Origin of the sequence: Serratia sp. HMSC15F11, assembly GCF_001808215.1 — a bacterium.
Classification (GTDB): domain Bacteria; phylum Pseudomonadota; class Gammaproteobacteria; order Enterobacterales; family Enterobacteriaceae; genus Serratia; species Serratia nevei.
Map to the genome: position 1 here is coordinate 21,561 of NZ_KV792493.1, position 20,885 is coordinate 42,445.

The following is a 20,885-nucleotide window of genomic DNA, read 5'->3' on the forward strand; positions in this document are numbered from 1 at the left end:
TGCAGTTTTTCGCAGATCATCCGCAGCTTGGCCTGCTGCGCTTGCTCGAGCGTCTGCGCCTCTTTCCAGTAGCCGCAGGAGTATTGCATGTAAGGATCGAGCATCGCCCGGAACAGGTCGTTGCCGATGTCGTAGTGCTCTTTGCCCACCTGCCAGGCGCGCTTGCGCGATTGGCGGTTGAACAGCCGGGCATAGGCAACGCGCGCGATGTCGCTCAGGCTTTTCGGCAGCCGCTCATCGACGCCGGCCTGCAGAATGCGGGTGAACAGCATGTCCAGCCGTTCGCACTCCCACCAGCCGTCCATATAGCTTTCGCCGAAACCGAGCGAGCCTTCCTGCAAAATGCGTTTGAACAGCGCCGGGTTGTGCACCCGGATATCCCAGGCGCGCGGGCCGTTGATGGCGACGCCGGCTTCCGCCAACATCTCCTCCACAATGCGATACCAGCGATCCTTCTTCTGGGCGAGTTCATCAACACTGAGCGAATCCATAACAATCCTTGGCCGAAATGTCATTTCAAAAAGCATAGTCGCAAATAAAAATGACAAATTTTTGACGGTAAATACCGGGGTGTTTTTACTCTAGCCAAGGCGAGCAACATCATGAAATGAATAAAAATTATTGAAATCATGCCATTTAGGCATACTTATCCGCGCCGGCGCGGGCGCGGATAAACCGACGGCGGCTAAGGCAAAATAGAGGTGCCGGCCTGGCCCGCCAGCACCGCGTCGATATCCTGCAGGCCACCGATATGGGCCGTCCGCCCGGTGCGGTCGACGAAGCGGCTGACCGCCATGATCTTCGGCCCCATGGCGCCGTCCGCCACCGCCATCGGCGCCAGTTCCTGCGTGGTGGCGCGCCGAATGGCGCGCTGGCGCGGCGTGCCCCACTCCTGGTAAACCGCGTCGGCATCGGTGAGGATCACCAGATGATCGGCCCCCACCTGCTCCGCCAACAGCGCCGCCGCCAGATCTTTGTCGATCACCGCTTCGCTGCCCGTCAGCCCATGCTCGCCGGTGATCATCGGGATACCGCCGCCGCCGTTGCAGATCACGATGTGCCGCTGCGACAGCAGCAGCGTGATCGCCTCGATGTCGAGGATCTTTTGCGGTGCCGGCGAAGGCACCACCCGGCGGATGTAGTTGCCGTCCGCCTTCAGCGTCCAGCCGTATTTGGCCTCCAGCGCCTGCCGCTGTTCCGGCGCATACACCGGCCCGATAAACTTGCTCGGCGCCTGATAATCCGCATCCTGCGCATCCACCAGCACCCGCGTCAGCAGCGTGGACACCGGCTGCTGCGGATGGCTGGCGCTCAGCTGCTGCGCCAGCATATAGCCGATCATACCCTGGCTTTCGGCCACCAGAATATCCAGCGGATAGGGCGGCACATCGCGGTACGCCAGGTTCTGCAACGCCAGCAGTCCCACCTGCGGCCCGTTGCCGTGTACGATGGCAATGCGGTATTTCTGCGCCAGCTTGCCGATGGCGTCGGCGATAAGGGCGATGCTCTTATACTGATTTTCCGCAGAGAGCACGGCTCCGCGCTGCAACAGGGCGTTGCCGCCCAACGCAATGACCAAGGTTTTCATGGTTTGCACCCGTAGTTGAAATCATACCGTCCCGACCGGATCCGCGATCCGGCCCTCGTGTTCACACCGTGCGCCGCACAGTGCGTTAATCGTCATCACCCCCAGCCACACGCCCAGCAGCGTGTCCGCTCCCGAGAAGTGCCCCAGGCTCAGCACCGCCGCCACCGCCGCCGATACCTCTTCAGGCGCCCGCAGCCCCTGCGCCAACGCATGCAGCGGCGTGGCGAACACGCCCTGCTCGGCGTAACGCAGGTAGTGCGCGCTCACCAGCGTGGTCAGCGCGTCCAGCGGTGGCGTCTGGGCGAAAAACGGCGCCAGCCCGGTAACCGGGATGCGGCTGTCGAGGTGGGCGCTCAGCAGCAGGCCGAGCAAGGTGTCGTCGTTGCTCGGCGTCAGCCCCGGCCCCTTGCCCAGCGCCTGGTGCCAGTCGACCGTGTCGCCCCGCAGCCAACGGGAAAAATCCCGCACCAGCGCGGCCGGCTCCGGCGTTAACGGCTGCCTCACCAATCGGCCCAGCTCGCCGTGCAACCCGCACTGCGCCGTGCAGCGCTGCAATACCGCCGTCAGCGGCCGATCGGCAATGGCCGCACGCGGCGCCAGCGCCAGATCCCGCGCCGCGGCGGCGGGCCGCACCAGGAGCGCATCCAACGTGATGCCTGCGGCGGAGAAAGCGCAGCGTCGTACGGACGGCACCGCACGCCGCACGCGATCGAAATCCCGCGCGCCGAGCTGCCACCCCATCGGGCTCAGGCCGCTGCCGGCGCGGTGCAGCGTCAGCAGCCGTGCGCTTTCCGTCAGGAAATTGATCGCGTTGTTGAAGCTGCCGACGCAGCGCAGCGCGCCGTAATCCTGCGTCGCATGGCGGCTGCCGGCCAACGCGATAATGTCCATATGCGCCTCCGTTCGCTTACGCCGTGATGCCGAGCTTATCGGCCAGCGCTTCAATCGCTTTCTCGAAGCAGCCGAGCGGCGCGCGCACCGTGCCGGCGCCAATTTGCCCGACCCCGGCTTCGCGGTGGGCGATGCCGGTGTTGATCAGCGGCGTGATGCCGGTTTCCACCACCCGCCGGGCATCCAGCCCCAGGCAGGCGCCCTGGAAGTCCCAGGTCGGGATCTGCAGCATCATGTTGCGCTCGAGGTAGATTTCCGCCATTTCCTCGGAGATGTCGGTGGCGGCGCTCATGCCGCCGGAAGCCCCGACGAAGCGCGTCACGCCCGGTGCCGCCACCATCGCCGCGCCGCCAATGCCGAAGGTTTCGGTGATCGCGCTGTCGCCGATGTCCGGGTTGGCGTCCGCCTGGCTGAAGCCGGAGAAGAACAGCCCTTCCGGCGTGTTCACCGGCGCGGTGAACCAACGATCGCCCATCCCGCTGATCTTGATGCCGAAATTCTTGCCGTTGCGGGTCATTACCGTGACGATGGTGCCCTGCTCAATCTCCGCCCCGGCGTCCATCGCCGCCTTGCAGTAGGCCATCGCCAGATTGAGGAAGAACTGATCGGTGATGCTGAGGAACTGCATCACCTGCGCCAGCTCCGCTTTATCGCGCGGCAACAGGCTGATCTCCGGCGCCAACCTGCGCATCAGCAGCGCCGAGGCCGCGATATTGCGCTGGTGGAATTCGTCCCCCATGCTGATCGCCTGCGCCATCAGCGCGGTCAGATCGATCCCCTCCTCCAGCGTCGCCAGCGCCGCTTTCAGCACCGGGGCCAGCGAGTCGCGCATCCAGCGCAGGCGCAGCTGCACGTCCTCGCCGTAGGCGCCGAAGCGCATCACTTTGCCGATGCCTTCGTTCATGTTGCAGTAGGCGTAATTGCCGTGAACGGTGTTCCTGACCACCACCATCGGCATGTGGGCCGAGGTGATGCCGCCCATCGGCCCCACCGCGCTCACGCTGTGGCACGGGATGAACTCGATCTCCCCCTGCGCCAGCAGCGCCAGCGCCTGCTGCTCATCCTGCGCCCAGCCTTCGAACAGGCAGGCACCGATGCAGGCGCCGCGCACCGGGCCGCTCATCTCTTGCCAGGTGACCGGCGGGCCGGCGTGCAGCAGCTTGCGCCCTTCGGCCAGCTGCGGGATCAAGCGGTGCGCCAGATCCACATCCTGCCAGTGCGGGCGCGCCTCGCGGATACGGGCGATAACGGCGGCGTTTGCTTGCTCAATCGTTGCGTACATAGCGGTTCCTTACTTTAATTTTTTCAAGATGTTGGCTAATCGTTGATCGCCACCGGCCACCGGCGCCCACTGGTAATGCACCACCGGAATGTCGCTGGTTTGCAGGTCATCGGCGAAGCTGCGCAGCCCGGCGTTGATCACCGCGACGCCGTCCAGCAAGACCGGCCGTTCGCGTTCAGGTGCGGGTAAGATGGGGGTAATCAGCTGATGCGCCAGCGCGACCGCTGCCGGCAGCGACGGCATCACCGCAATGCCGGCTTCCTGCAGGGTGGCGATTTGCCGCGAGCGCTGCTGCGGATCCTGTTCGGTGCCGGTGACGGTGGCGATCGCCGCCAGCGGGTGGGCCGCGCCGCGCGCCGCGCGCACGTTGACCACCTCGGCCGCCAGCGACGCCGCCGGATCGTCCTGAGCGCCGAAGCCGATCACCACGTCCAGCAGCAACACGCCGGTCTGCGGCTGCTGCGCCAGGCGGGCGATTTCTTGATTGCGGGCGGTCGGGTCAATCATCGGGTGCGGGCGCCCCTGGGTATAAAAGTCATCGCCCATGTCGATGATGCGATGGCCGTCGGCCACCAGCATGGCGCCGCGCGGGTGTTCGCTATCCACCGGCAGGGACAGTTTTTCCGCCAGCAGCATCGCGCATTCGGCCGCCAGCGTGCCGCCGGCGTACAGCCCGGCGATTTTGCCGCCGGGCACCGCAGGCTGCTGCGCCGCCTGTTGCTGCACGCAGCCCAGCATCGCCGCCAGCCGCGCCGCTTCATCCAGCGTGGCGGCGAACGTGATGTTGCCCTCCTGGCGCACGGCGGACTGCGCGCCGAGGAACAGCGCCACCACCGGCTTGCCGAGCGCTTTCATCTCGTTGATCACCCGTTGGCGCACCTCGGGCGCCGGCGGTTTGGACACGAACGCCAGCACAAGACTCTGCGGATCCGCCGCCAGCATGCGCAGCGCGCTGATGGCGCTGATGCCGCCGATCTCCGCCGTCAAATCCCGTCCGCCGAGGCCAATGGCGTGCGAGATGCCCTGGCCTGCCAGGGTAATTTGCGAAATAAGCTCCTGAATGCCGGTGCCGGAGGCGCCCACTACGCCGATAGAGCCAGCGGGCGCCACGTTGGCGAACGCCAGCGGCGCGCCGGCGATGCAGGCGGTGCCGCAGTCCGGCCCCATCACGATCAGCCCGCGCTCGCGCGCCTTGGTTTTCAGTGCCACTTCTTGCGCCACGCTGACGTTGTCGGAGAACATCATCACGTTGCAGCCGTCTTCCAGCGCGCTATCCGCCAGCTCCGCCGCGTATTCGCCGGCGATCGAGATCAGCGCCAGATTGGCGGCGGGCAGCTTCTGCCTGGCGGTGCTCCAGCTGCGCGCCCGCAGCAGTTTTTTACCGCCCTGGCTCCCCTGCGCAATCGCCTTGAGCGCCGCCTCCAGCGCCGCGCCGATCTCCTCGGCGATCGTCTCGTCGGCGGACTCCGCTTTGATCGCCACGCAAATATCGTTCGGCGTCGCTTCGCTAAACTGCGGGTGCCAGAAACCGGTCACCTCCAATAAGGATTTATTGGCCGGTGTCCCCATCATGACGGATATTTCCTCGACCTTGGGAGATTCACTGAGTTTGCGGGAGATCAACATCAGGCTGACGGAATCCTGAAAGCTCCCCTTTTTAATAAAAGCATGGATCATGGTGATATCCTTAAGACAGCATTTAATAATATCGGCAATATTTCCCGCACCGGCGGCGCGGCGATGCATTGAATCCAGCGAAAAGGTTAATGATCAAGCTACAAATTAAAACCACGCCCAGAGGTGAGTACGGTCACACTTTATCTATTGTTAAAAAAAATAACTTAATCGCCTGAATATTAGTTAATCCAGACGAAAAAAAGCATTTGTAAAAAACTTCTAACAATGGCGATTTAATTCAACGAATTTTTAATCCAATCGGATAAAACGCATCTGGATCACATTATTCCCCCCCGGTATTTATACATTACAACGCAGAGGCGAATTAAATAAACCGTAGTGATAAAAGGACTGTATATGAAGGTCTCTAAACAACAATTACATCAGCTTATCCAGCAAAAAATTCACGCCGCCGGCCTGAGCCAGGAACACGCCGGCATCGTCGCCGACGTGCTGGTTCATGCCGATGCGCGCGGCATTCATTCTCACGGCGCGGTCAGGGTCGAATACTATTCCGAACGCATCAGCAAAGGCGGCACCAACAATCACCCGCATTTCACCTTTGAAAAAACCGGCCCCTGCAGCGCCATTTTCGACGGCGACAATGGTGCCGGACACGTGGCGGCCAAGCTGAGCATGGATCGCGCCATCGAGATGGCGAAAGAGAACGGCGTGGCGGTGGTGGGCGTGCGCCGCATCGGCCACAGCGGGGCGCTGTCGTACTTCGTGCAGCAGGCGGCGCGCGCCGGCATGGTCGGCATTTCGCTGTGCCAGTCCGATCCAATGGTGGTGCCGTACGGCGGCGCCGAGGTCTACTACGGCACCAACCCCATCGCCTTCTCCGCACCGGGCGAAGGCGATGAGCTGATCACCTTCGATATGGCCACCACCGTACAGGCCTGGGGCAAAGTGCTGGACGCCCGCTCGCGCAACGCCGCCATCCCCGATACCTGGGCGGTGGACGCCGAGGGCAAGCACACCACCGATCCGTTCGCCGTCAGCGGGCTGCTGCCGATCGCCGGGCCGAAAGGCTACGGCCTGATGATGATGGTCGACGTGCTGTCGGGCATTTTGCTCGGCCTGCCGTTCGGCAAACACGTCAGCTCGATGTATCACGATCTCAGCGCCGGCCGGGAATTGGGCCAATTGCATATCGTTCTGAACCCGGGTTATTTCACCAACGAATCCGCATTCCGTAAAAATATCAGCCAGGTCATGAAAGAATTGAATGCCGTTAAGCCGGCGCCGGGCGTCAGCAAAGTGCTTTACCCGGGGCAGAATAGCCATGCGCGTGAAATGGAAAGCGAGAAAAACGGCATCGAAATCGTCGACGATATTTATCAATACTTAATTTCAAATGCTATTTACCAGCGTTCTTACGACCATAAAGATCCCTTCGCCAGTTAACACACTCTTATTATCGTGGGCTTTTTACGCCGCGGCTCGCGGTTGATATGTCAGAGCCGGGGAGAAAAAAGAAAACCTTCATCAGCGCGCTCAGCGCAATAGGTCGGCCGGCGGCGAATAGCATCAGCCCTGGCCGCATCGCCGCTGAGACACAACATGCGGGCAGGTAAACATGAAAGACTTCCAACAAGAAATCCGTGATATTTCCGGCTGGTTATCGAAAATCGGCGCCGATCCCAGCGGCGGCATGACGCGTCTGCTTTATACCCCGGAATGGATCGAAGCGCAGCACGCGTTGAAAAACGCCTTCGAGGCCGCCGGGCTGAACACCCATTTTGATGCGGTCGGCAACCTGTTCGGCCGACTGGAGGGCAGCAAATACCCCGACCAGGTGATTCTCTCCGGTTCGCACATCGACACGGTGGTCAACGGCGGCAACCTCGACGGCCAGTTCGGTATCGAAGCCGCCTTCATGGCGATCAAACACCTCAAAGACACCTACGGCCCGCCGCTGCGCAGCCTGGAAGTCATCGCGCTGGCGGAAGAAGAAGGCAGCCGCTTCCCTTATGTGTTCTGGGGCAGCAAGAACATCGTCGGCCTGGCCCGGCGGGAAGACGTGCAGCACATTACGGACGCCAAGGGCGTCGGCTTCGTCAACGCCATGCGCGACGCCGGTTTCGATTTCCCCCCGCCGCATCAGCCGCTGCGCAGCGACATCGCGGCCTTCGTCGAGATCCATATCGAACAGGGCAAGGTGCTGGAAACCGAAGGCAAAACCATCGGCGTGGTGACCAGCATCGTCGGCCAACGGCGTTATGACGTGCGGCTGCAGGGGGAAGCCAACCACGCCGGCACCACCCCGATGAGCTATCGCCGGGATACCGTGCACGCCTTCAGCCGCATCTGCTGCGAATCGATCGTCAAGGCGCGCGCCGAGGGCGATCCGCTGGTGCTGACCTTCGGCAAGGTGGAGCCGAAGCCGAACACCGTCAACGTGGTGCCGGGCTTCACCCACTTCACCCTCGACTGCCGCCACACCGATCAGGCCGCGCTGCTGCGCTTTACGCAGGAGATCGAGCAGGATATCCAGCGCATCTGCGCCGAGATGGGCATCGAGGCCGAGATCGATCTGTGGATGGACGAAGCGCCGATCCCGATGAACGAACAGCTGGTGGCCTGCGTCAGCCGCCTGTGCGAAACGCAGCGGCTAAATTACCGCATGATGCACAGCGGCGCCGGACACGACTCACAAATCTTCGCCCCGCGCGTGCCGACGGTGATGATGTTCGTGCCGAGCATCGCCGGCATCAGCCATAACCCGGCGGAAAAAACCGCCGTCGCCGATCTGAACGAAGGGGTGAAAATCCTGGCGCAGACGCTGTATCAGCTGGCCTACACCGAACAGGGGGCCGAGGCATGAGCAACGACATCGACCCGCGCTACTGGAAAAAGATCGTCGTCGTGCTCTGTCTGGGCTGGGCGGTGATCTGGATCTATCGCACCGTCCTGACGCCGATCTTCCCCGAGATCCAACAAACCATCGGCGCGCACTCCAATGCGGAAATGGGGCTGATCGCCAGCTTCTACTTCTTCGCCTACACCGGGATGCAGATCCCGGCGGGCATCCTGGTGGACAAATTCGGCAAGAAGGTGGTGCTGATCCCGGGCTTCTGCCTGTTCATCATCGCCACGCTGCTGATCGGCAATGCCACCAGCCTGACCATGGTCTATGCCGGCAGCCTGCTGGCGGGCATGGGCTGCGGCTCTTATTACGGCTCGGCCTACTCCCTGTCGTCGGAGAATATCCCGCTGGAACGCCGTGGCCTGGCGACCGCGGTGATCAACAGCGGCTCGGCGCTCGGCATGGCCATCGGCCTGATCGCCTCCAGCCTGCTGGTGAAAAGCTTCAACATGAACTGGCAGATCATGCTGTTCATCATCACCGGCCTGCTGGTGGTGATGACGCTGGTGTTCGCCGTGGTCATCAAAGGCTCGCAGCCTCAAGCACCGGCGGCCGTCAGCCAGACCGTTGCGCCGACGGCTGCCGAGCCCGAAGAGGACGGCCAGGCCAGCGGCCTGTTCAGCCTGCGCATGATCTCCGCCTACGCGATGTACTTCGCCACCTGCTACGGCTACTACATGATAGTCACCTGGCTGCCCTCGTTCCTGCAGCAAGAGCGCGGCTTTGAAGGGGTGGCCATCGGCTTCTCCTCCGCCCTGGTGGCGTTCGCCTCAGTGCCGGGCGCGCTGTTATTCAGCCGCATGTCCGACCGTTTCCGCAACAAGAAGGTGCAGCTGATCATTTTCCTCGAGCTGTGCGCGGCGGTGATGCTGGTTTGCACCGTCATTTCGCCGGACTCCACCATGCTGCTGATCAGCCTGATCCTGTACGGGTTGCTGGGTAAGCTGGCGGTCGATCCGATCATGATCTCCTTCGTCGCCGACAACGCGCCGAAGAAAGGCTATGGCACCAGCTTCGGCGTGTTCAACTTCTTCGGTATGTCCTCGTCGGTGATCGCCCCCTTCCTCACCGGCGTGATCTCCGACAGCACCGGCTCCAAGGTGATGGGCTTTTACATCTCCGCCGCCATCCTGCTGGTGGGCACCGCCATTTTCTTCACCGTCAACGTCTTGATGAAACGCACTACGGCAGCCCGAACGGCCACCGAGGCCTGACGGCGCTTTTTTACCGGGCGCCGCTGCGGCGCCCTTTCAACGATCAGGAGAATCAACGTGGGTTACTTCAACAATCAAACCGGTTATCCAACCGACATTCTGTCAACGCGCGCCATCATCAAACGCGGCAACTATGCGCTGATCCCGCCGAACGGCCTGGTGCGCAACGTCATTCCCGGTTTTGAAAACTGCGACGTCACCATCTTGTCGACGCCGAAACTGGGTGCCACCTTCGTCGATTATCTGGTGACGCTGCACGACTGCGGCCGCAACACCAAAGGCTTTGGCGGCGAAGAGCTAGAAACCTTCGTGTACGTCATCGACGGCGCCATCACCGCCTCCGCCGACGCCACCGACTACCCGGTGACCGCCGGCGGCTACCTTTACTGCCCGGCGGGCGTCACCCTGCGGCTGGAAAACGCCAACTGCGGCCAATCCAGCCGCCTGTTCCTCTACAAGCGCCGCTATCAGCGCATCAAGGGTTACGAGGCGCACGTGGTCAGCAACAACGTCGCCAACCTGGAGAAGATCCACTACGAGGGCATGAGCGAGGTGATCCTGCAGGATCTGCTGCCGAAAGATCTGGGCTTCGACATGAATATGCACATCCTCTCCTTCGCCCCCGGCGCCAGCCACGGCTACATCGAGACTCACGTGCAGGAGCATGGCGCCTACATTCTCAGCGGTGCCGGCGTGTACAACCTGGACAATGAATGGATGCCGGTGAAACAAGGCGACTACATCTTCATGGGCGCCTATGTGCAACAGGCGGGCTATGCGGTGGGCCAGGAAACCTTCAGCTACATCTACTCCAAGGACTGCAACCGCGACGTCGAGCCTTAAGCGCTTCGCCGCCAAAACCAAGGCCACCTGCTCGCGCAGCGTGGCCTTCTTTTTTATTTATCCCAATCGCCTACCGATACGCATCGCGCGGGCGACGTTGGCGGCGCTGCGCTGCAGGTTGAGTTCCCCTTGCGACAGCGCGACCGCCAGCGTGCTCAGGCGCGGCAGAATGCTGAACATCGCGTCGATCCCCTGCGCGTGCAGCGCTTCCGCGCCGTCCTCCACCACGCCGGCCAGCGCGATGACCGGCAGGCCGCGCGCCCGCGCCAGACGAGCGACGCCGGACAGCGCCTTGCCGCCCAGCGTTTGGCTGTCGATGCGCCCTTCGCCGGTGATCAGCAGATCGGCCTCCGCCAGCGCCTGCTCCAGGCCCAGCGCCGCCATCACGATCTCGATGCCCGGCTTCAGCGTTGCACCGAGAAACACCTGGCAGGCGATCCCCATGCCGCCCGCCGCTCCGCCGCCGGCGACCTGTCGCACGTCGCGGCCGGTACTCTGGCGGATCACCTCGGCATACTGCGTCAGGCCCTGCTCCAACTGCGCCACCATCGCTGCCGTCGCGCCCTTCTGCGGCCCGAACACCGCCGCCGCGCCGCGCGGCCCCACCAGCGGATTGTCTACGTCGCAGGCGACCTCAATCCGGCACTGCCGCAGGCGCGCATCCAGCGTACTGAGATCGATTCCGCTCAGCGTCGCCAGCTCGCCGCCGCCCCACGGCAGCGCCTTGCCGTCCGGGCGGTAGAAGCGCCCGCCCAGCGCCTGCACCATGCCGACGCCGCCATCCACCGTGGCGCTGCCGCCGATGCCGAGGATCAGGTGGCGAATGCCCTGATCCAGCGCATGCAGGATCAGTTCGCCGGTGCCGTAGCTGGTCGCCAGCAGCGGGTTACGGCGCTCCGCCGGCGTCAGCATCAACCCGCTGGCCGCCGCCATTTCGATCACCGCCGTCTTGCCGTCGCCGCTGACGCCGTAAAACGCCGCCACCCGTTCCCCCAGCGGCCCCGTGGCGGTCACGCTCACCTTGCGCCCGCCGGTGGCAGCCACCAGCGCGTCCACCGTGCCTTCGCCGCCGTCGGCTATCGGCAGGCAGACGCACTCGGCATCGGGATAAACCTCGTGAAAGCCGCGCGCGATCGCCCGCGCCGCCCGCTCCGCGCTGACGCTTTCTTTAAATGAATCCGGTGCAATAACAATTTTCATGCTGCCTCCTTTATTCGAGACGAAATAAAAATGGCCATGCCTTCCCCCGCTGAAATAATCAGATGAGAAATGCATGGCGAAATAAAATAAAACTGTTGCCGACTATTTAATGAAGATGAAGGAAGCTGTTATTTATTGACCCATTTCGCCGGCACGCTGTAGGTTAATATCGCCCCCAGTATCATCATTGTCGACAAGACGCACATCGCCGCCAAATTGCTGTGGGTCAGCTGTTTGAAATAGCCGATGATATAAGGCGAAATAAAACCGCCGATATTGGCAATGGAATTGATGAGCGCAATGCCCGCCGCGGCGCAGGTGCCGGTAAAGATGGCGTTCGGCAGGCTCCAGAACAGCGGCGACGGCACCAGGCTCGACGCCACCGCCACGCACAGCGCCGCCATCACCACGTGCTTGTTGTCCGGGAACAGGCCGATAAAGATCAGCGACACCGCGGCGATGCAGAACGGCACGATGATGTGCCAGCGCCGCTCGCGATGCTTGTCCGAACTGCGCGCGGCCACCAGCATCGCCACCACCGCCAGCATGTACGGCAGCATGGTCAGCAACCCGATATCCATCACCGAGGTCACGCCGGTGTCGCGAATGATGGTCGGAACCCAAAACGCCAGCCCGCCCTGGCCCATCACGGTGCAGAAGCAAATCAGCCACATTTTGGTGAACGCGGACGATCTCAGCATGCTTTTCATCGTCCATTCCTGCCCGCCGGCGGCGCCCTGGCGCGGCGCGCTCTGCGCCATATCCTCTTTGATCAGCGCCTTCTCCTGCGGGCTGAGCCACTTGGCGCTCTGATAGGTATTATCCAGGAAACAGAAGATGACAACGGCGATCAGCAGCGCGCGCGGGCCGCTGATAAAGAACAGCCACTGCCAGCCGGAGAGGTTCATCAGGCCGTTCATGTGCTCGATGATCCAGCCGCACAGCGGGCCGCCGATGATGTTGCTGACCGGGATGCCGCACACGAACAGCGCGGTCATCTTGGCGCGCTGGCTGGACGGAAACCACAGCGTCAGATAGAGGATCACACCGGGGTAGAAGCCGGCCTCCGCCAGCCCCAGCAGGAAACGCGCCAGGTAGAATTGCCAGGGATTGGTGATAAAGATGCTCAGCATCGAAATCGCCCCCCACACCACCATCAGCAGCGCGATGATCTTTCTGGCGCCGTAGCGGCTCAGCAGAATGTTACTGGGTACCCCGGCGATGATATAGCCGATGAAAAACACCCCGGCGCCCAGCCCGTAAACGGCTTCGGCCATCGAGACATTGCCGTTCAGAATATCGGGCATCATTTGAAATTTCGAAAATGAGATCCCAACCCGATCGAGATAACCGACGATATAGCTCACTAATAAAATGGGCATAATGCGCCAGGCGATTTTTCGATATAAACGGTTTTTGTCAGGGGCGGTAAGAATATCTTTATCAATAACAGCATTATCGGTTGCCATATTCAGTGTCTCCTCGGTTGGCATCCTGCTTTTTACTTTTTATTGTGCTGAATCATTTTTTATTGGATTGGCGGGGACCCTCTTTATTTATCATAAAGAGGGCGTTATTAATGTCGAACATCTCTGATTCTAACGATAAGCCGGCAAATCAAATGCCGGGGGTGCTCTTAGCCGGCCACCCGGTGGTTGCCCATGATTTCCAGCGCCCGCACCAGCGCGGAGTGATCCAGCTCGCCGTCGCCATTGGCGGCGCAGACGTTGAACAGCTCCTGGCAGGTGGCGGTATTCGGCAGGCTGAGCGCCAGCGCCTTCGCGCCCTGCAGCGCCAGGTTGAGATCCTTCTGGTGCAGCGAGATACGGAATCCCGGCGCGAACGCCCGCTTGATCATCCGCTCACCGTGCACCTCCAGAATGCGCGACGAGGCGAAACCGCCCATCAGGGCTTCGCGCACCCGGGCCGGATCGGCGCCGGCGCGCGAGGCGAAGACCAGCGCCTCGGAGACCGCTTCGATGGTCAACGCCACGATGATCTGGTTGGCGACCTTGCAGGTTTGCCCGTCGCCGTTGCCGCCGATCAGCGTGATGTTCTTGCCCATCAGCGCCAGCAGCGGCTGCACCCGTTCGAAGGTCGCTTCCTCACCGCCCACCATGATGGTCAGCGTGCCCTGTTTGGCGCCCACTTCGCCGCCGGAAACCGGCGCGTCCAGGTACTGGGCGCCCAGCTGGTTGATGCGCTGCGCGAACCGCTTGGTCTCCAGCGGTGAAATGGAGCTCATGTCCACCACCACTTTGCCGTTCAGCTTGCCGGCGGCGCAGCCGCGTTCACCGAACAGCACCTCCTCCACCTGCGGCGTATCCGGCACCATGATAAAGATCACCTCCGCCTCATCCGCCACCTGCTGCGGATCGCGGCAGGCGATGGCCCCTTGCTGTAACAGCGCCGCCGGCACCTCATGCCGGGTGTGGGCGTAAAGCGTGTGCCCACCCGCCAGCAGCTTTTCCGCCATCGGCGCGCCCATGATGCCCAGACCGATAAATCCCACTTTCATTTTCATCTCCTCAAGACAGGTATTTTTTAATCCATGACAGGCCGCTTTCCGTGGTGGTGAGCGGTTTGTATTCACAGCCGATCCAGCCGCGATAACCCATGCGATCCAGCTGCGCGAAGATAAACTCGCAGTTGATTTCACCGGTGCCCGGCTCGTGCCGCCCCGGATTGTCGGCGACCTGAATGTGGTCGATCTTCGCCAGCAGGCGCTCGAGGGTCTGCGTCAGCTCTCCCTCCATGCGCTGCATGTGGTAAAGGTCGTACTGCAGATACAGGTTGGGGCTGCCGATCGCGTCGATCAGTTCGATCGCCTGCCGGGAGGTTTGCAGGTAGAACTGCGGCATGTCGTAGCGGTTGATCGGTTCGATCAGCAGACGGATATTCTGCCGCGCCAGAGTGTCGGCGGCGTAGCTCAGGTTCTCCTTCACCCGTTCGTCGGTGGCGTGGCGGCCGACGGCGGGATCCGGATTGCCGATCAGGCAGTTGATGCGATCGCAGCCCAGCGCTTGCGCATACTCGATCGCGCACCCGACGCCGTCGCGGAACTCCGCTTCGCGCCCCGGCAAGCAGGCGATGCCCCGTTCGCCCGCCGCCCAGTCGCCGGCCGGCAGGTTGAACAACACCTGGCTCAGGCGATGCGCCTCCAGTTCGCTACGCAGCGCGGCGATCGGGTAGTCATAGGGAAACATGTATTCCACCGCGCTGAAGCCCTGCTCCTTCGCCCGGCGGAAGCGCTGCATGAAATCGACTTCGGTGAACAGCATGGACAGGTTGGCTGAAAATTTCGGCATGGTAAGACCCTCAACGGTAATCAAAGAAGTTGACCGAGGTCGGCGCGTCTTCCGGCGTTGCCGCCACCGGTTCGAACTCGTTGACGTTATCCAGCTCGGTGCCCATGGAAATATTGGTGACGCGCTCCAGGATGATTTCCACCACCACCGGCACCCGGTGCTGCTGCATCAGCTCCTGGGCCTGACGGAACGCCGGCGCGATCTCTTCCGGTTTGAACACCCGCAGCGCCTTGCAGCCCAGCCCTTCCGCCACCTTGACGTGATCGACGCCGTACTCGCCAATCTCCGCATTGTTGATGTTTTCAAACGACAGCTGCACGCAGTAATCCATATCGAACCCGCGCTGCGCCTGGCGGATCAGCCCCAGATAGGCGTTGTTCACCAGCACGTGGATATAGGGCAGCTTGAACTGTGCGCCGACCGCCAGCTCTTCGATCATGAATTGGAAATCATAGTCGCCCGACAGCGCGACCACCTTGCGCTGGGGATCGGCGGCGCATACGCCCAGCGCCGCAGGCAGCGTCCAACCCAGCGGGCCGGCCTGCCCGGCGTTGATCCAGTGACGCGGCTCGAAAACGTGCAGCATTTGCGCGGCGGCGATCTGCGACAGCCCGATGGTGGTGACGTAGCAGGCGTCACGGCCGAAGGCGCGGTTCATCTCTTCATACACCCGCTGCGGCTTGACCGGCACGTTGTCGAAGTGGGTCTTGCGCAGCAGCGTTTGCTTGCGCTGCAGGCAGGCGGCGCACCAGGCGTCGCGATTCGGCAACTCGCCGCGCTCGAAGCGGCGCTTTGCCGTATCCACCAGCATTTGCAGCGCGATGCGCGCGTCGGAGACGATGCCCAGATCCGGGCAGATCACCCGGCCAATCTGCGTCGGCTCAATATCGATGTGCACCACCTTGCGCCCGGCGGTGTACTTGTCCACCGAGCCGGTGTGGCGGTTGGCCCAGCGGTTGCCGATGCCGAACACCAGATCCGAATCCAGCAGGTTGGCGTTGCCGTAGCGGTGCGAGGTTTGCAGGCCCGCCATGCCCGCCATCAGCGGGTGATCGTCCGGAATGGCGCCCCAGCCCATCAAGGTTGGGATCACCGGCACGTTGCAGATCTCCGCCAGCTGCTGCAGCAGATCCGCCGCGTCGGCGTTGTGAATGCCGCCGCCGGCGATGATCAGCGGTTTTTTCGCCGCGCACAGCAGATCCAGCGCTTTGTCGATCTGCGCCTGGGTGGCCGCCGGCTTATAGGCGGGCAGTGAAGAGTAGGTGTCCGGATCGAACTCGATCTCCGCCATCTGCACGTCGAAAGGCAGGTCGATCAGCACCGGGCCCGGCCGGCCGGAGCGCATCAGGTGGAACGCCTGCTGCAGCACACGCGGCACCAGCGCCGGTTCCTGCACGGTGACCGCCATCTTGGTCACCGGCTTGGCGATCGATTCGATGTCTACCGCCTGAAAATCTTCTTTGTGCAAACGCGCACGCGGCGCCTGGCCGGTGATGCACAGGATCGGGATCGAGTCGGCGGAGGCGGAGTAAAGGCCGGTGATCATGTCGGTGCCCGCCGGGCCGGAAGTGCCGATGCACACGCCGATGTTGCCGGCGGCGGCGCGGGTGTAACCTTCCGCCATGTGCGAGGCCCCTTCCACGTGCCGCGCCAGATAGTGTTTGATGCCGCCGTGCCGCCGCATCGCATCGTAGAACGGGTTGATCGCCGCGCCGGGCACGCCGAACGCGGTGGTGATCCCTTCTTTTTCCAGCACGTGCATTGCCGCGTCTACCGCTCGCATAATTGCCATGTGATGCTCTCCTTAATTTATTGGAAAATTTTTCCAAATCAAAATTGCGGTCAAAAAAACCCGTTTGCTCATCAAACGGGGAGTCTTGCTCCGCGCCGGTTCAGCCCGGCGCGCGACGTTTACGCCTTGCTGCGCGATTCGCCCAGCGCGGCGCTGATATCTCTGGCCACTTCACCCACCAGTTCGCCCAGCTCCTTGAACCGCTCCTTGCCGACCCGCGAACTCGGCCCGGAGATGGAAATGGCGGCGATCACGTTGTTGTTGCGATCGAAAATCGCCGAAGCCAGGCAGTTCAGGCCAAGCGCGTGCTCTTCATCGTCGATGGTGTAGCCCTGCGCCAGCGACTGATGCAGATCCTTGCGCAGCAGGTTCACGCTGGTCAGCGTCTTGGGCGTGTAGGATTGCAGCCCCGAACGCACGATCAGATCCAGCATCTCCTCTTCCGCCAGCGGGTACAGCAGCGCTTTGCCGGCACCCGAGGCGTGCAGCGGCAAACGGCTGCCCAGCGGCGCGCACATGCGCACCATCGCCTGGCACTCGCATTGACGAATCAGCACCGCGTCGAAATTGTTGCGGATCGCCAGGTTGGCGGTCTCGCCGGACAGCAGCATCAGCCGGCGCATGAACGGCCCGGCCACCGATACCACGTCGCGGTCGTTCATGTAAGCGGAACCGACGGTGAACGACTGAATGCCGATATGCCACCAGCCCAGCTGTGGATCCTGAAAGACGAATTCCGATTTTTCCAACACTTTCAACAATCTGAAGGTGGTGGACAGCGGCAACTCCAGCTTTTCGGACAGCACGGAAACCGACGAGCTTCCCCCGGCGTTGGCCAGGTACTGGAGGATCTCCAGCCCGCGATCCAACGCCTGCGCCCCTTTGGTGGCGCCGGCTTCGGTGGCGGGTCGTCCTTTCCTGCGTAATTCGGTCATTCAAGCTTCCTTTATCAGTAACGGCATGGGTGACGCTATGATAAACGCCCTGCGCGGCGTGCGGCCAGCGCTATGCCAAAACTATGCGATACGGCTCCGGCAAGCGGCTGACCACGCAGTTGTCGGCACCTGCGCGATCGATGGTGAAAAAGTCGGTGACCTTCGCATAGGCAAACAGCGGATGGTGCCAGACATTGCGGTGATAGTTAATCCCCTGCTTGCCGTTGGTGATAAAGGCGCGCAGCGTGCCGATGGGGATGGTTTCGCCCGGTTCGGCGACGATCACCACGAAGCGTTCGCCGTTCATCGGCACAAAGGCCTGCGACGAGAGCGGATGCTTTTCCAACAGGGAAAAGGTCATCGGCAGATCGCAGGGTTCCGCCCGGTTGATGCTGGCCAGCACCCGGTTGCCGTCGGACACCTCTATCTTGGCGAGGTCGTGATAACGCTCGGTTTTTCCGTCATTGATATGAAAGAAACGCGAGCCTTCTATCTGCAATACATCGCCGTAAGGCGCAAAGGCCGCCGGCGTTAATTCTTCGATGACTAAATCCATGTGATTCTCCCAAGCGCATGACCCAGACGGCGATTGAACGGCGATATTTCACCCAACTCCTTCACTCTAGACAGCGCGTGGTGAATTTGACAGCATTTTTTTGGAAAATTTTTCCACAACAAGATCACCCGCACACTTTACGATCGAAGAGCAATATTAGTTGCTTTAAATCAATGAATTAAAAAACATCCCAATTCATCATCGGGCAAAATGGGGCGGCGCGCGTTCATCGCTATCGGGTGATTCTGTGACCGGGATCGTGGGGTTGGGTTTTGCCGCTGCCTATCGCGCCGCAACATCAGTAGATTCTTCTCACCGATAACCGAAAAGGCGGTGTCAGCCAAGGACCCCTCATGCTGGATCACGAAACCATTCGTTCGTTTATCAAAGTTGCCGAGTGCCAAAGTTTCTCCCGCGCGGCGGAGCTGCTGCACAAAACCACCGCCACCATCAGCTACCGCATCAAAACGCTGGAAGAGAGCATCGGCACGCAGCTGTTTATCCGCACCACCCGCACCGTCAACCTGACGCCGGCCGGAGAGTATTTGCTGGAGCGCTGCCGCCAGTGGCACACCTGGCTGGACGCCATGCCGGGCGAACTGCGGCAAATCAACGACGGTGTAGAGCACCAGGTGAATATCGTGATCAACAACCTGCTGTATGACGCCGCCGCCGTAGCCGGGCTGTTGACCCACCTGCACGACAAATACCCGTTCACCCAATTCCACATTTCCCGCCAGGTGTACATGGGCGTGTGGGATGCGCTGCTGAATGAGGATTGCCATCTGGCGATCGGGGCGGCAGGCAATGAATCGCTGGAAAACAGCATCAAGGTGCTGCCCCTGGGCAAAATAGAATGGGTGTTCGCCATCGCGCCGACGCATCCGCTGGCCGCCGCCGCCGATCCGCTGAACGAAACGCAGCTGCGCCCTTACGCGGCGATCAACGTCGAAGATACCGCGCGCCATTTGGCCAAGCGCACCGCCTGGCTGCTGTCGGGCCAGCAAGAGATCAAAGTGCCGGACCTGCGCACCAAGCTGGAGTGCCACCTGCGCGGTCTCGGGATCGGTTTCCTTCCGCGCCAGCTGTGCCAAGCTTACCTTGATAGCGGCGAGCTGGTGGCTAAGCAGCTCAAATATCCGCGCCAGCCCTCTCCCCTGTCGCTGGCCTGGTCCGATGCTCGCGGCGGTGAGGCGGTGCGTACCCTGATCGGCCTGTTCCAGACGCGGGATCCGCTGATCGCGGGTTTGGTCAGCGCCCTGGATTAAGTCGCGGTAACGGTAGGCATTTTTCCGGCGCTGACGTAATATCTGTTTACATATGTCTGACAGGAGGTTTGCATGCTTACTTTTATTCCCATCGTGATCGTCGTCGCACTGATTGTGGTGTTCGCCGGCGTCAAAATTGTGCCGCAGGGGTTCCAATGGACGGTAGAACGCTTCGGCCGCTATACCAAAACGCTGATGCCGGGCCTGAACCTGGTGGTGCCGTTCATGGACCGCATCGGCCGTAAAATCAACATGATGGAGCAAGTGCTGGACATTCCCTCGCAGGAGGTGATTTCCCGCGATAACGCCAACGTCGCCATCGACGCGGTGTGCTTTATCCAGGTGGTCGATCCGGCGCGCGCCGCCTACGAGGTCAGCAACCTCGAACAGGCGATCGTCAACCTGACCATGACCAACTTCCGTACCGTGCTCGGCTCGATGGAGCTGGACGAAATGCTGTCGCAACGCGACAGCATCAACAGCCGCCTGCTGCACATCGTCGATGAAGCGACCAATCCGTGGGGGGTGAAAATCACCCGTATCGAGATCCGCGACGTGCGGCCACCGGCGGAACTGATCGCCTCGATGAACGCCCAGATGAAGGCCGAGCGCACCAAGCGCGCCGACATCCTCGAGGCAGAAGGGGTGCGTCAGGCGGCCATTCTGCGCGCCGAAGGGGAGAAACAATCGCAGATCCTGAAGGCCGAGGGCGAACGTCAGTCGGCGTTCCTGCAGGCGGAAGCGCGTGAACGCGCCGCCGAGGCCGAGGCGCGCGCCACCCAGCTGGTGTCCGACGCCATCGCCAGCGGCAACATTCAGGCGGTGAACTACTTCGTGGCGCAGAAATACACCGACGCGCTGCAGAAGATCGGTTCCTCCAACAACAGCAAAGTGGTGATGATGCCGCTGGACGCCAGCAGCCTGCTCGGCTCGATCGGCGGCATTACCGAACTGCTGAAAGAAAGCAAAGGCAAATAATCATGCTCGAACTGATCGCGGCGAATCCGCTGTGGTTTTGGCTCTCCCTCGGGGGCGTGTTGCTGGCGGCGGAAATGCTCGGCGCCGGCGGCTACCTGCTGTGGAGCGGCGTGGCGGCGCTGTTGGTCGGCGCTCTGATCTGGCTGCTGCCGCCGCTCTCCTGGGCGTGGCAGGGCATGATCTTCGCCGTCCTGACCGTCGTCGTCGCCTACCTGTGGTGGTACTGGCTGCGCCGGCGCCCGGCGGCCGCATCCGGCGGATCGCCGGTGCTCAACCAGCGCAACCGCCAGCTGATCGGCACCCGCGCTACGCTGACGGAGCCGATGCACAACGGCATGGGGCGCATCAATATCGGCGACAGCAGCTGGCGCGCGCAGGCGGCTGAAGATCTGCCCGCCGGCACCGAAGTAGAAGTGGTGGCGGTGGAAGGCGTCACGCTGGTGATCCGCGCCCTGCCTTCATCATTGCGCTAACGAGTAAGCCG

The 20,885-nt window shown here is 62.0% G+C and carries 19 protein-coding genes; 7 read left to right on the plus strand and 12 right to left on the minus strand.

The features are described from left to right. The 5 genes from HMPREF3138_RS27230 to HMPREF3138_RS18250 form a co-directional block, all read right to left on the minus strand. Window positions 1-491, minus strand: a 491-nt coding sequence (locus HMPREF3138_RS27230; protein WP_246828739.1) for a class I SAM-dependent methyltransferase, incomplete at its 3' end; no start/stop codon positions are given. A 194-nt stretch (window positions 492-685) separates the two neighbouring features. Next, window positions 686-1,588: a carbamate kinase gene (locus tag HMPREF3138_RS18235; protein ID WP_038875130.1), complete on the minus strand. Its 903-nt coding sequence runs from the start codon at window positions 1,586-1,588 to the stop codon at window positions 686-688. A 21-nt stretch (window positions 1,589-1,609) separates the two neighbouring features. Further along, on the minus strand, window positions 1,610-2,479 hold the full coding sequence (locus HMPREF3138_RS18240; RefSeq protein ID WP_038875077.1) for an oxamate carbamoyltransferase subunit AllH family protein: 870 nt from the start codon (window positions 2,477-2,479) through the stop codon (window positions 1,610-1,612). Window positions 2,480-2,495: 16 nt separating this feature from the next. Then, a complete protein-coding gene (locus tag HMPREF3138_RS18245) occupies window positions 2,496-3,761 on the minus strand; it encodes a YlbE family protein (RefSeq protein ID WP_038875074.1) in 1,266 nt (421 codons plus the stop codon). Between the two features lie 9 nt (window positions 3,762-3,770). Continuing rightward, entirely contained in the window at window positions 3,771-5,438 is a 1,668-nt protein-coding gene (locus HMPREF3138_RS18250; RefSeq protein WP_070559213.1) for an acyl-CoA synthetase FdrA, read from the minus strand. Between the two features lie 357 nt (window positions 5,439-5,795). Between HMPREF3138_RS18250 and allD the strand changes: the two genes are divergently transcribed. From allD to allE, 4 genes are all read left to right on the plus strand, one after another. Continuing rightward, window positions 5,796-6,845 (plus strand): ureidoglycolate dehydrogenase, encoded by a 1,050-nt coding sequence (allD, locus tag HMPREF3138_RS18255; RefSeq protein WP_015376901.1) that lies wholly within the window; start codon window positions 5,796-5,798, stop codon window positions 6,843-6,845. A 172-nt stretch (window positions 6,846-7,017) separates the two neighbouring features. Continuing rightward, entirely contained in the window at window positions 7,018-8,265 is a 1,248-nt protein-coding gene (allC, locus tag HMPREF3138_RS18260; protein ID WP_038875068.1) for an allantoate deiminase, read from the plus strand. Next, a complete protein-coding gene (locus HMPREF3138_RS18265) occupies window positions 8,262-9,521 on the plus strand; it encodes an MFS transporter (RefSeq protein ID WP_038875066.1) in 1,260 nt (419 codons plus the stop codon). Before allC ends, HMPREF3138_RS18265 begins: the two co-directional genes overlap by 4 nt. A gap of 57 nt (window positions 9,522-9,578) precedes the next feature. After that, window positions 9,579-10,364 (plus strand): (S)-ureidoglycine aminohydrolase, encoded by a 786-nt coding sequence (gene allE / locus HMPREF3138_RS18270; protein WP_070559215.1) that lies wholly within the window; start codon window positions 9,579-9,581, stop codon window positions 10,362-10,364. A gap of 57 nt (window positions 10,365-10,421) precedes the next feature. Here allE and HMPREF3138_RS18275 read toward each other — a convergent pair whose 3' ends face one another. The 7 genes from HMPREF3138_RS18275 to HMPREF3138_RS18305 all read right to left on the minus strand — a co-directional run bounded on the left by HMPREF3138_RS18275 (window position 10,422) and on the right by HMPREF3138_RS18305 (window position 18,155). Continuing rightward, window positions 10,422-11,564: a glycerate kinase gene (locus HMPREF3138_RS18275; protein ID WP_049194196.1), complete on the minus strand. Its 1,143-nt coding sequence runs from the start codon at window positions 11,562-11,564 to the stop codon at window positions 10,422-10,424. Window positions 11,565-11,692: 128 nt separating this feature from the next. Beyond that, window positions 11,693-12,946, minus strand: a complete 1,254-nt coding sequence (locus HMPREF3138_RS18280; protein ID WP_223294870.1) for an MFS transporter — start codon at window positions 12,944-12,946, stop codon at window positions 11,693-11,695. A gap of 254 nt (window positions 12,947-13,200) precedes the next feature. Then, complete coding sequence (gene glxR, locus HMPREF3138_RS18285) at window positions 13,201-14,082, minus strand: 2-hydroxy-3-oxopropionate reductase (RefSeq protein WP_038875058.1); 882 nt, start codon at window positions 14,080-14,082, stop codon at window positions 13,201-13,203. A 10-nt stretch (window positions 14,083-14,092) separates the two neighbouring features. Beyond that, window positions 14,093-14,872 carry a hydroxypyruvate isomerase gene (gene hyi, locus HMPREF3138_RS18290; protein WP_038875055.1) on the minus strand — a complete coding sequence of 260 codons (780 nt, stop codon included), beginning with the start codon at window positions 14,870-14,872 and terminating at the stop codon, window positions 14,093-14,095. Between the two features lie 10 nt (window positions 14,873-14,882). Next, the gene (gene gcl, locus HMPREF3138_RS18295) at window positions 14,883-16,664 is read right to left on the minus strand and encodes a glyoxylate carboligase (RefSeq protein ID WP_033637372.1); all 1,782 of its coding nucleotides are present in this window, start codon (window positions 16,662-16,664) and stop codon (window positions 14,883-14,885) included. Window positions 16,665-16,783: 119 nt separating this feature from the next. Further along, on the minus strand, window positions 16,784-17,599 hold the full coding sequence (gene allR, locus HMPREF3138_RS18300) for an HTH-type transcriptional repressor AllR (protein ID WP_038875050.1): 816 nt from the start codon (window positions 17,597-17,599) through the stop codon (window positions 16,784-16,786). Between the two features lie 70 nt (window positions 17,600-17,669). Next, on the minus strand, window positions 17,670-18,155 hold the full coding sequence (locus HMPREF3138_RS18305; protein ID WP_033647245.1) for an ureidoglycolate lyase: 486 nt from the start codon (window positions 18,153-18,155) through the stop codon (window positions 17,670-17,672). 353 nt (window positions 18,156-18,508) lie between these two features. On the opposite strand from HMPREF3138_RS18305, the gene allS reads away from it, so the two are divergent. From allS to HMPREF3138_RS18320, 3 genes are all read left to right on the plus strand, one after another. Beyond that, window positions 18,509-19,423: an HTH-type transcriptional activator AllS gene (gene allS, locus HMPREF3138_RS18310; protein WP_038875046.1), complete on the plus strand. Its 915-nt coding sequence runs from the start codon at window positions 18,509-18,511 to the stop codon at window positions 19,421-19,423. A 72-nt stretch (window positions 19,424-19,495) separates the two neighbouring features. After that, window positions 19,496-20,401 carry an SPFH domain-containing protein gene (locus HMPREF3138_RS18315; RefSeq protein WP_004940203.1) on the plus strand — a complete coding sequence of 302 codons (906 nt, stop codon included), beginning with the start codon at window positions 19,496-19,498 and terminating at the stop codon, window positions 20,399-20,401. Between the two features lie 2 nt (window positions 20,402-20,403). After that, window positions 20,404-20,874: an NfeD family protein gene (locus HMPREF3138_RS18320; protein ID WP_038875043.1), complete on the plus strand. Its 471-nt coding sequence runs from the start codon at window positions 20,404-20,406 to the stop codon at window positions 20,872-20,874. The last annotated feature ends 11 nt before the right edge of the window (window positions 20,875-20,885 follow it).

Coding starts and splice junctions, on each gene's coding strand:
- HMPREF3138_RS18320 (WP_038875043.1), top strand. CDS start 20,404: ATGCTCGAACTGATCGCGGCGAATCCGCTGTGGTTTTGGCTCTCCCTC.
- glxR (WP_038875058.1), bottom strand. CDS start 14,082: ATGAAAGTGGGATTTATCGGTCTGGGCATCATGGGCGCGCCGATGGCG.
- allS (WP_038875046.1), top strand. CDS start 18,509: ATGCTGGATCACGAAACCATTCGTTCGTTTATCAAAGTTGCCGAGTGC.
- HMPREF3138_RS18315 (WP_004940203.1), top strand. CDS start 19,496: ATGCTTACTTTTATTCCCATCGTGATCGTCGTCGCACTGATTGTGGTG.
- HMPREF3138_RS18305 (WP_033647245.1), bottom strand. CDS start 18,155: ATGGATTTAGTCATCGAAGAATTAACGCCGGCGGCCTTTGCGCCTTAC.
- HMPREF3138_RS18245 (WP_038875074.1), bottom strand. CDS start 3,761: ATGTACGCAACGATTGAGCAAGCAAACGCCGCCGTTATCGCCCGTATC.
- HMPREF3138_RS18275 (WP_049194196.1), bottom strand. CDS start 11,564: ATGAAAATTGTTATTGCACCGGATTCATTTAAAGAAAGCGTCAGCGCG.
- gcl (WP_033637372.1), bottom strand. CDS start 16,664: ATGGCAATTATGCGAGCGGTAGACGCGGCAATGCACGTGCTGGAAAAA.
- HMPREF3138_RS18235 (WP_038875130.1), bottom strand. CDS start 1,588: ATGAAAACCTTGGTCATTGCGTTGGGCGGCAACGCCCTGTTGCAGCGC.
- hyi (WP_038875055.1), bottom strand. CDS start 14,872: ATGCCGAAATTTTCAGCCAACCTGTCCATGCTGTTCACCGAAGTCGAT.
- HMPREF3138_RS18250 (WP_070559213.1), bottom strand. CDS start 5,438: ATGATCCATGCTTTTATTAAAAAGGGGAGCTTTCAGGATTCCGTCAGC.
- HMPREF3138_RS18280 (WP_223294870.1), bottom strand. CDS start 12,946: ATGCCCATTTTATTAGTGAGCTATATCGTCGGTTATCTCGATCGGGTT.
- allD (WP_015376901.1), top strand. CDS start 5,796: ATGAAGGTCTCTAAACAACAATTACATCAGCTTATCCAGCAAAAAATT.
- allR (WP_038875050.1), bottom strand. CDS start 17,599: ATGACCGAATTACGCAGGAAAGGACGACCCGCCACCGAAGCCGGCGCC.
- HMPREF3138_RS18265 (WP_038875066.1), top strand. CDS start 8,262: ATGAGCAACGACATCGACCCGCGCTACTGGAAAAAGATCGTCGTCGTG.
- allC (WP_038875068.1), top strand. CDS start 7,018: ATGAAAGACTTCCAACAAGAAATCCGTGATATTTCCGGCTGGTTATCG.
- HMPREF3138_RS18240 (WP_038875077.1), bottom strand. CDS start 2,479: ATGGACATTATCGCGTTGGCCGGCAGCCGCCATGCGACGCAGGATTAC.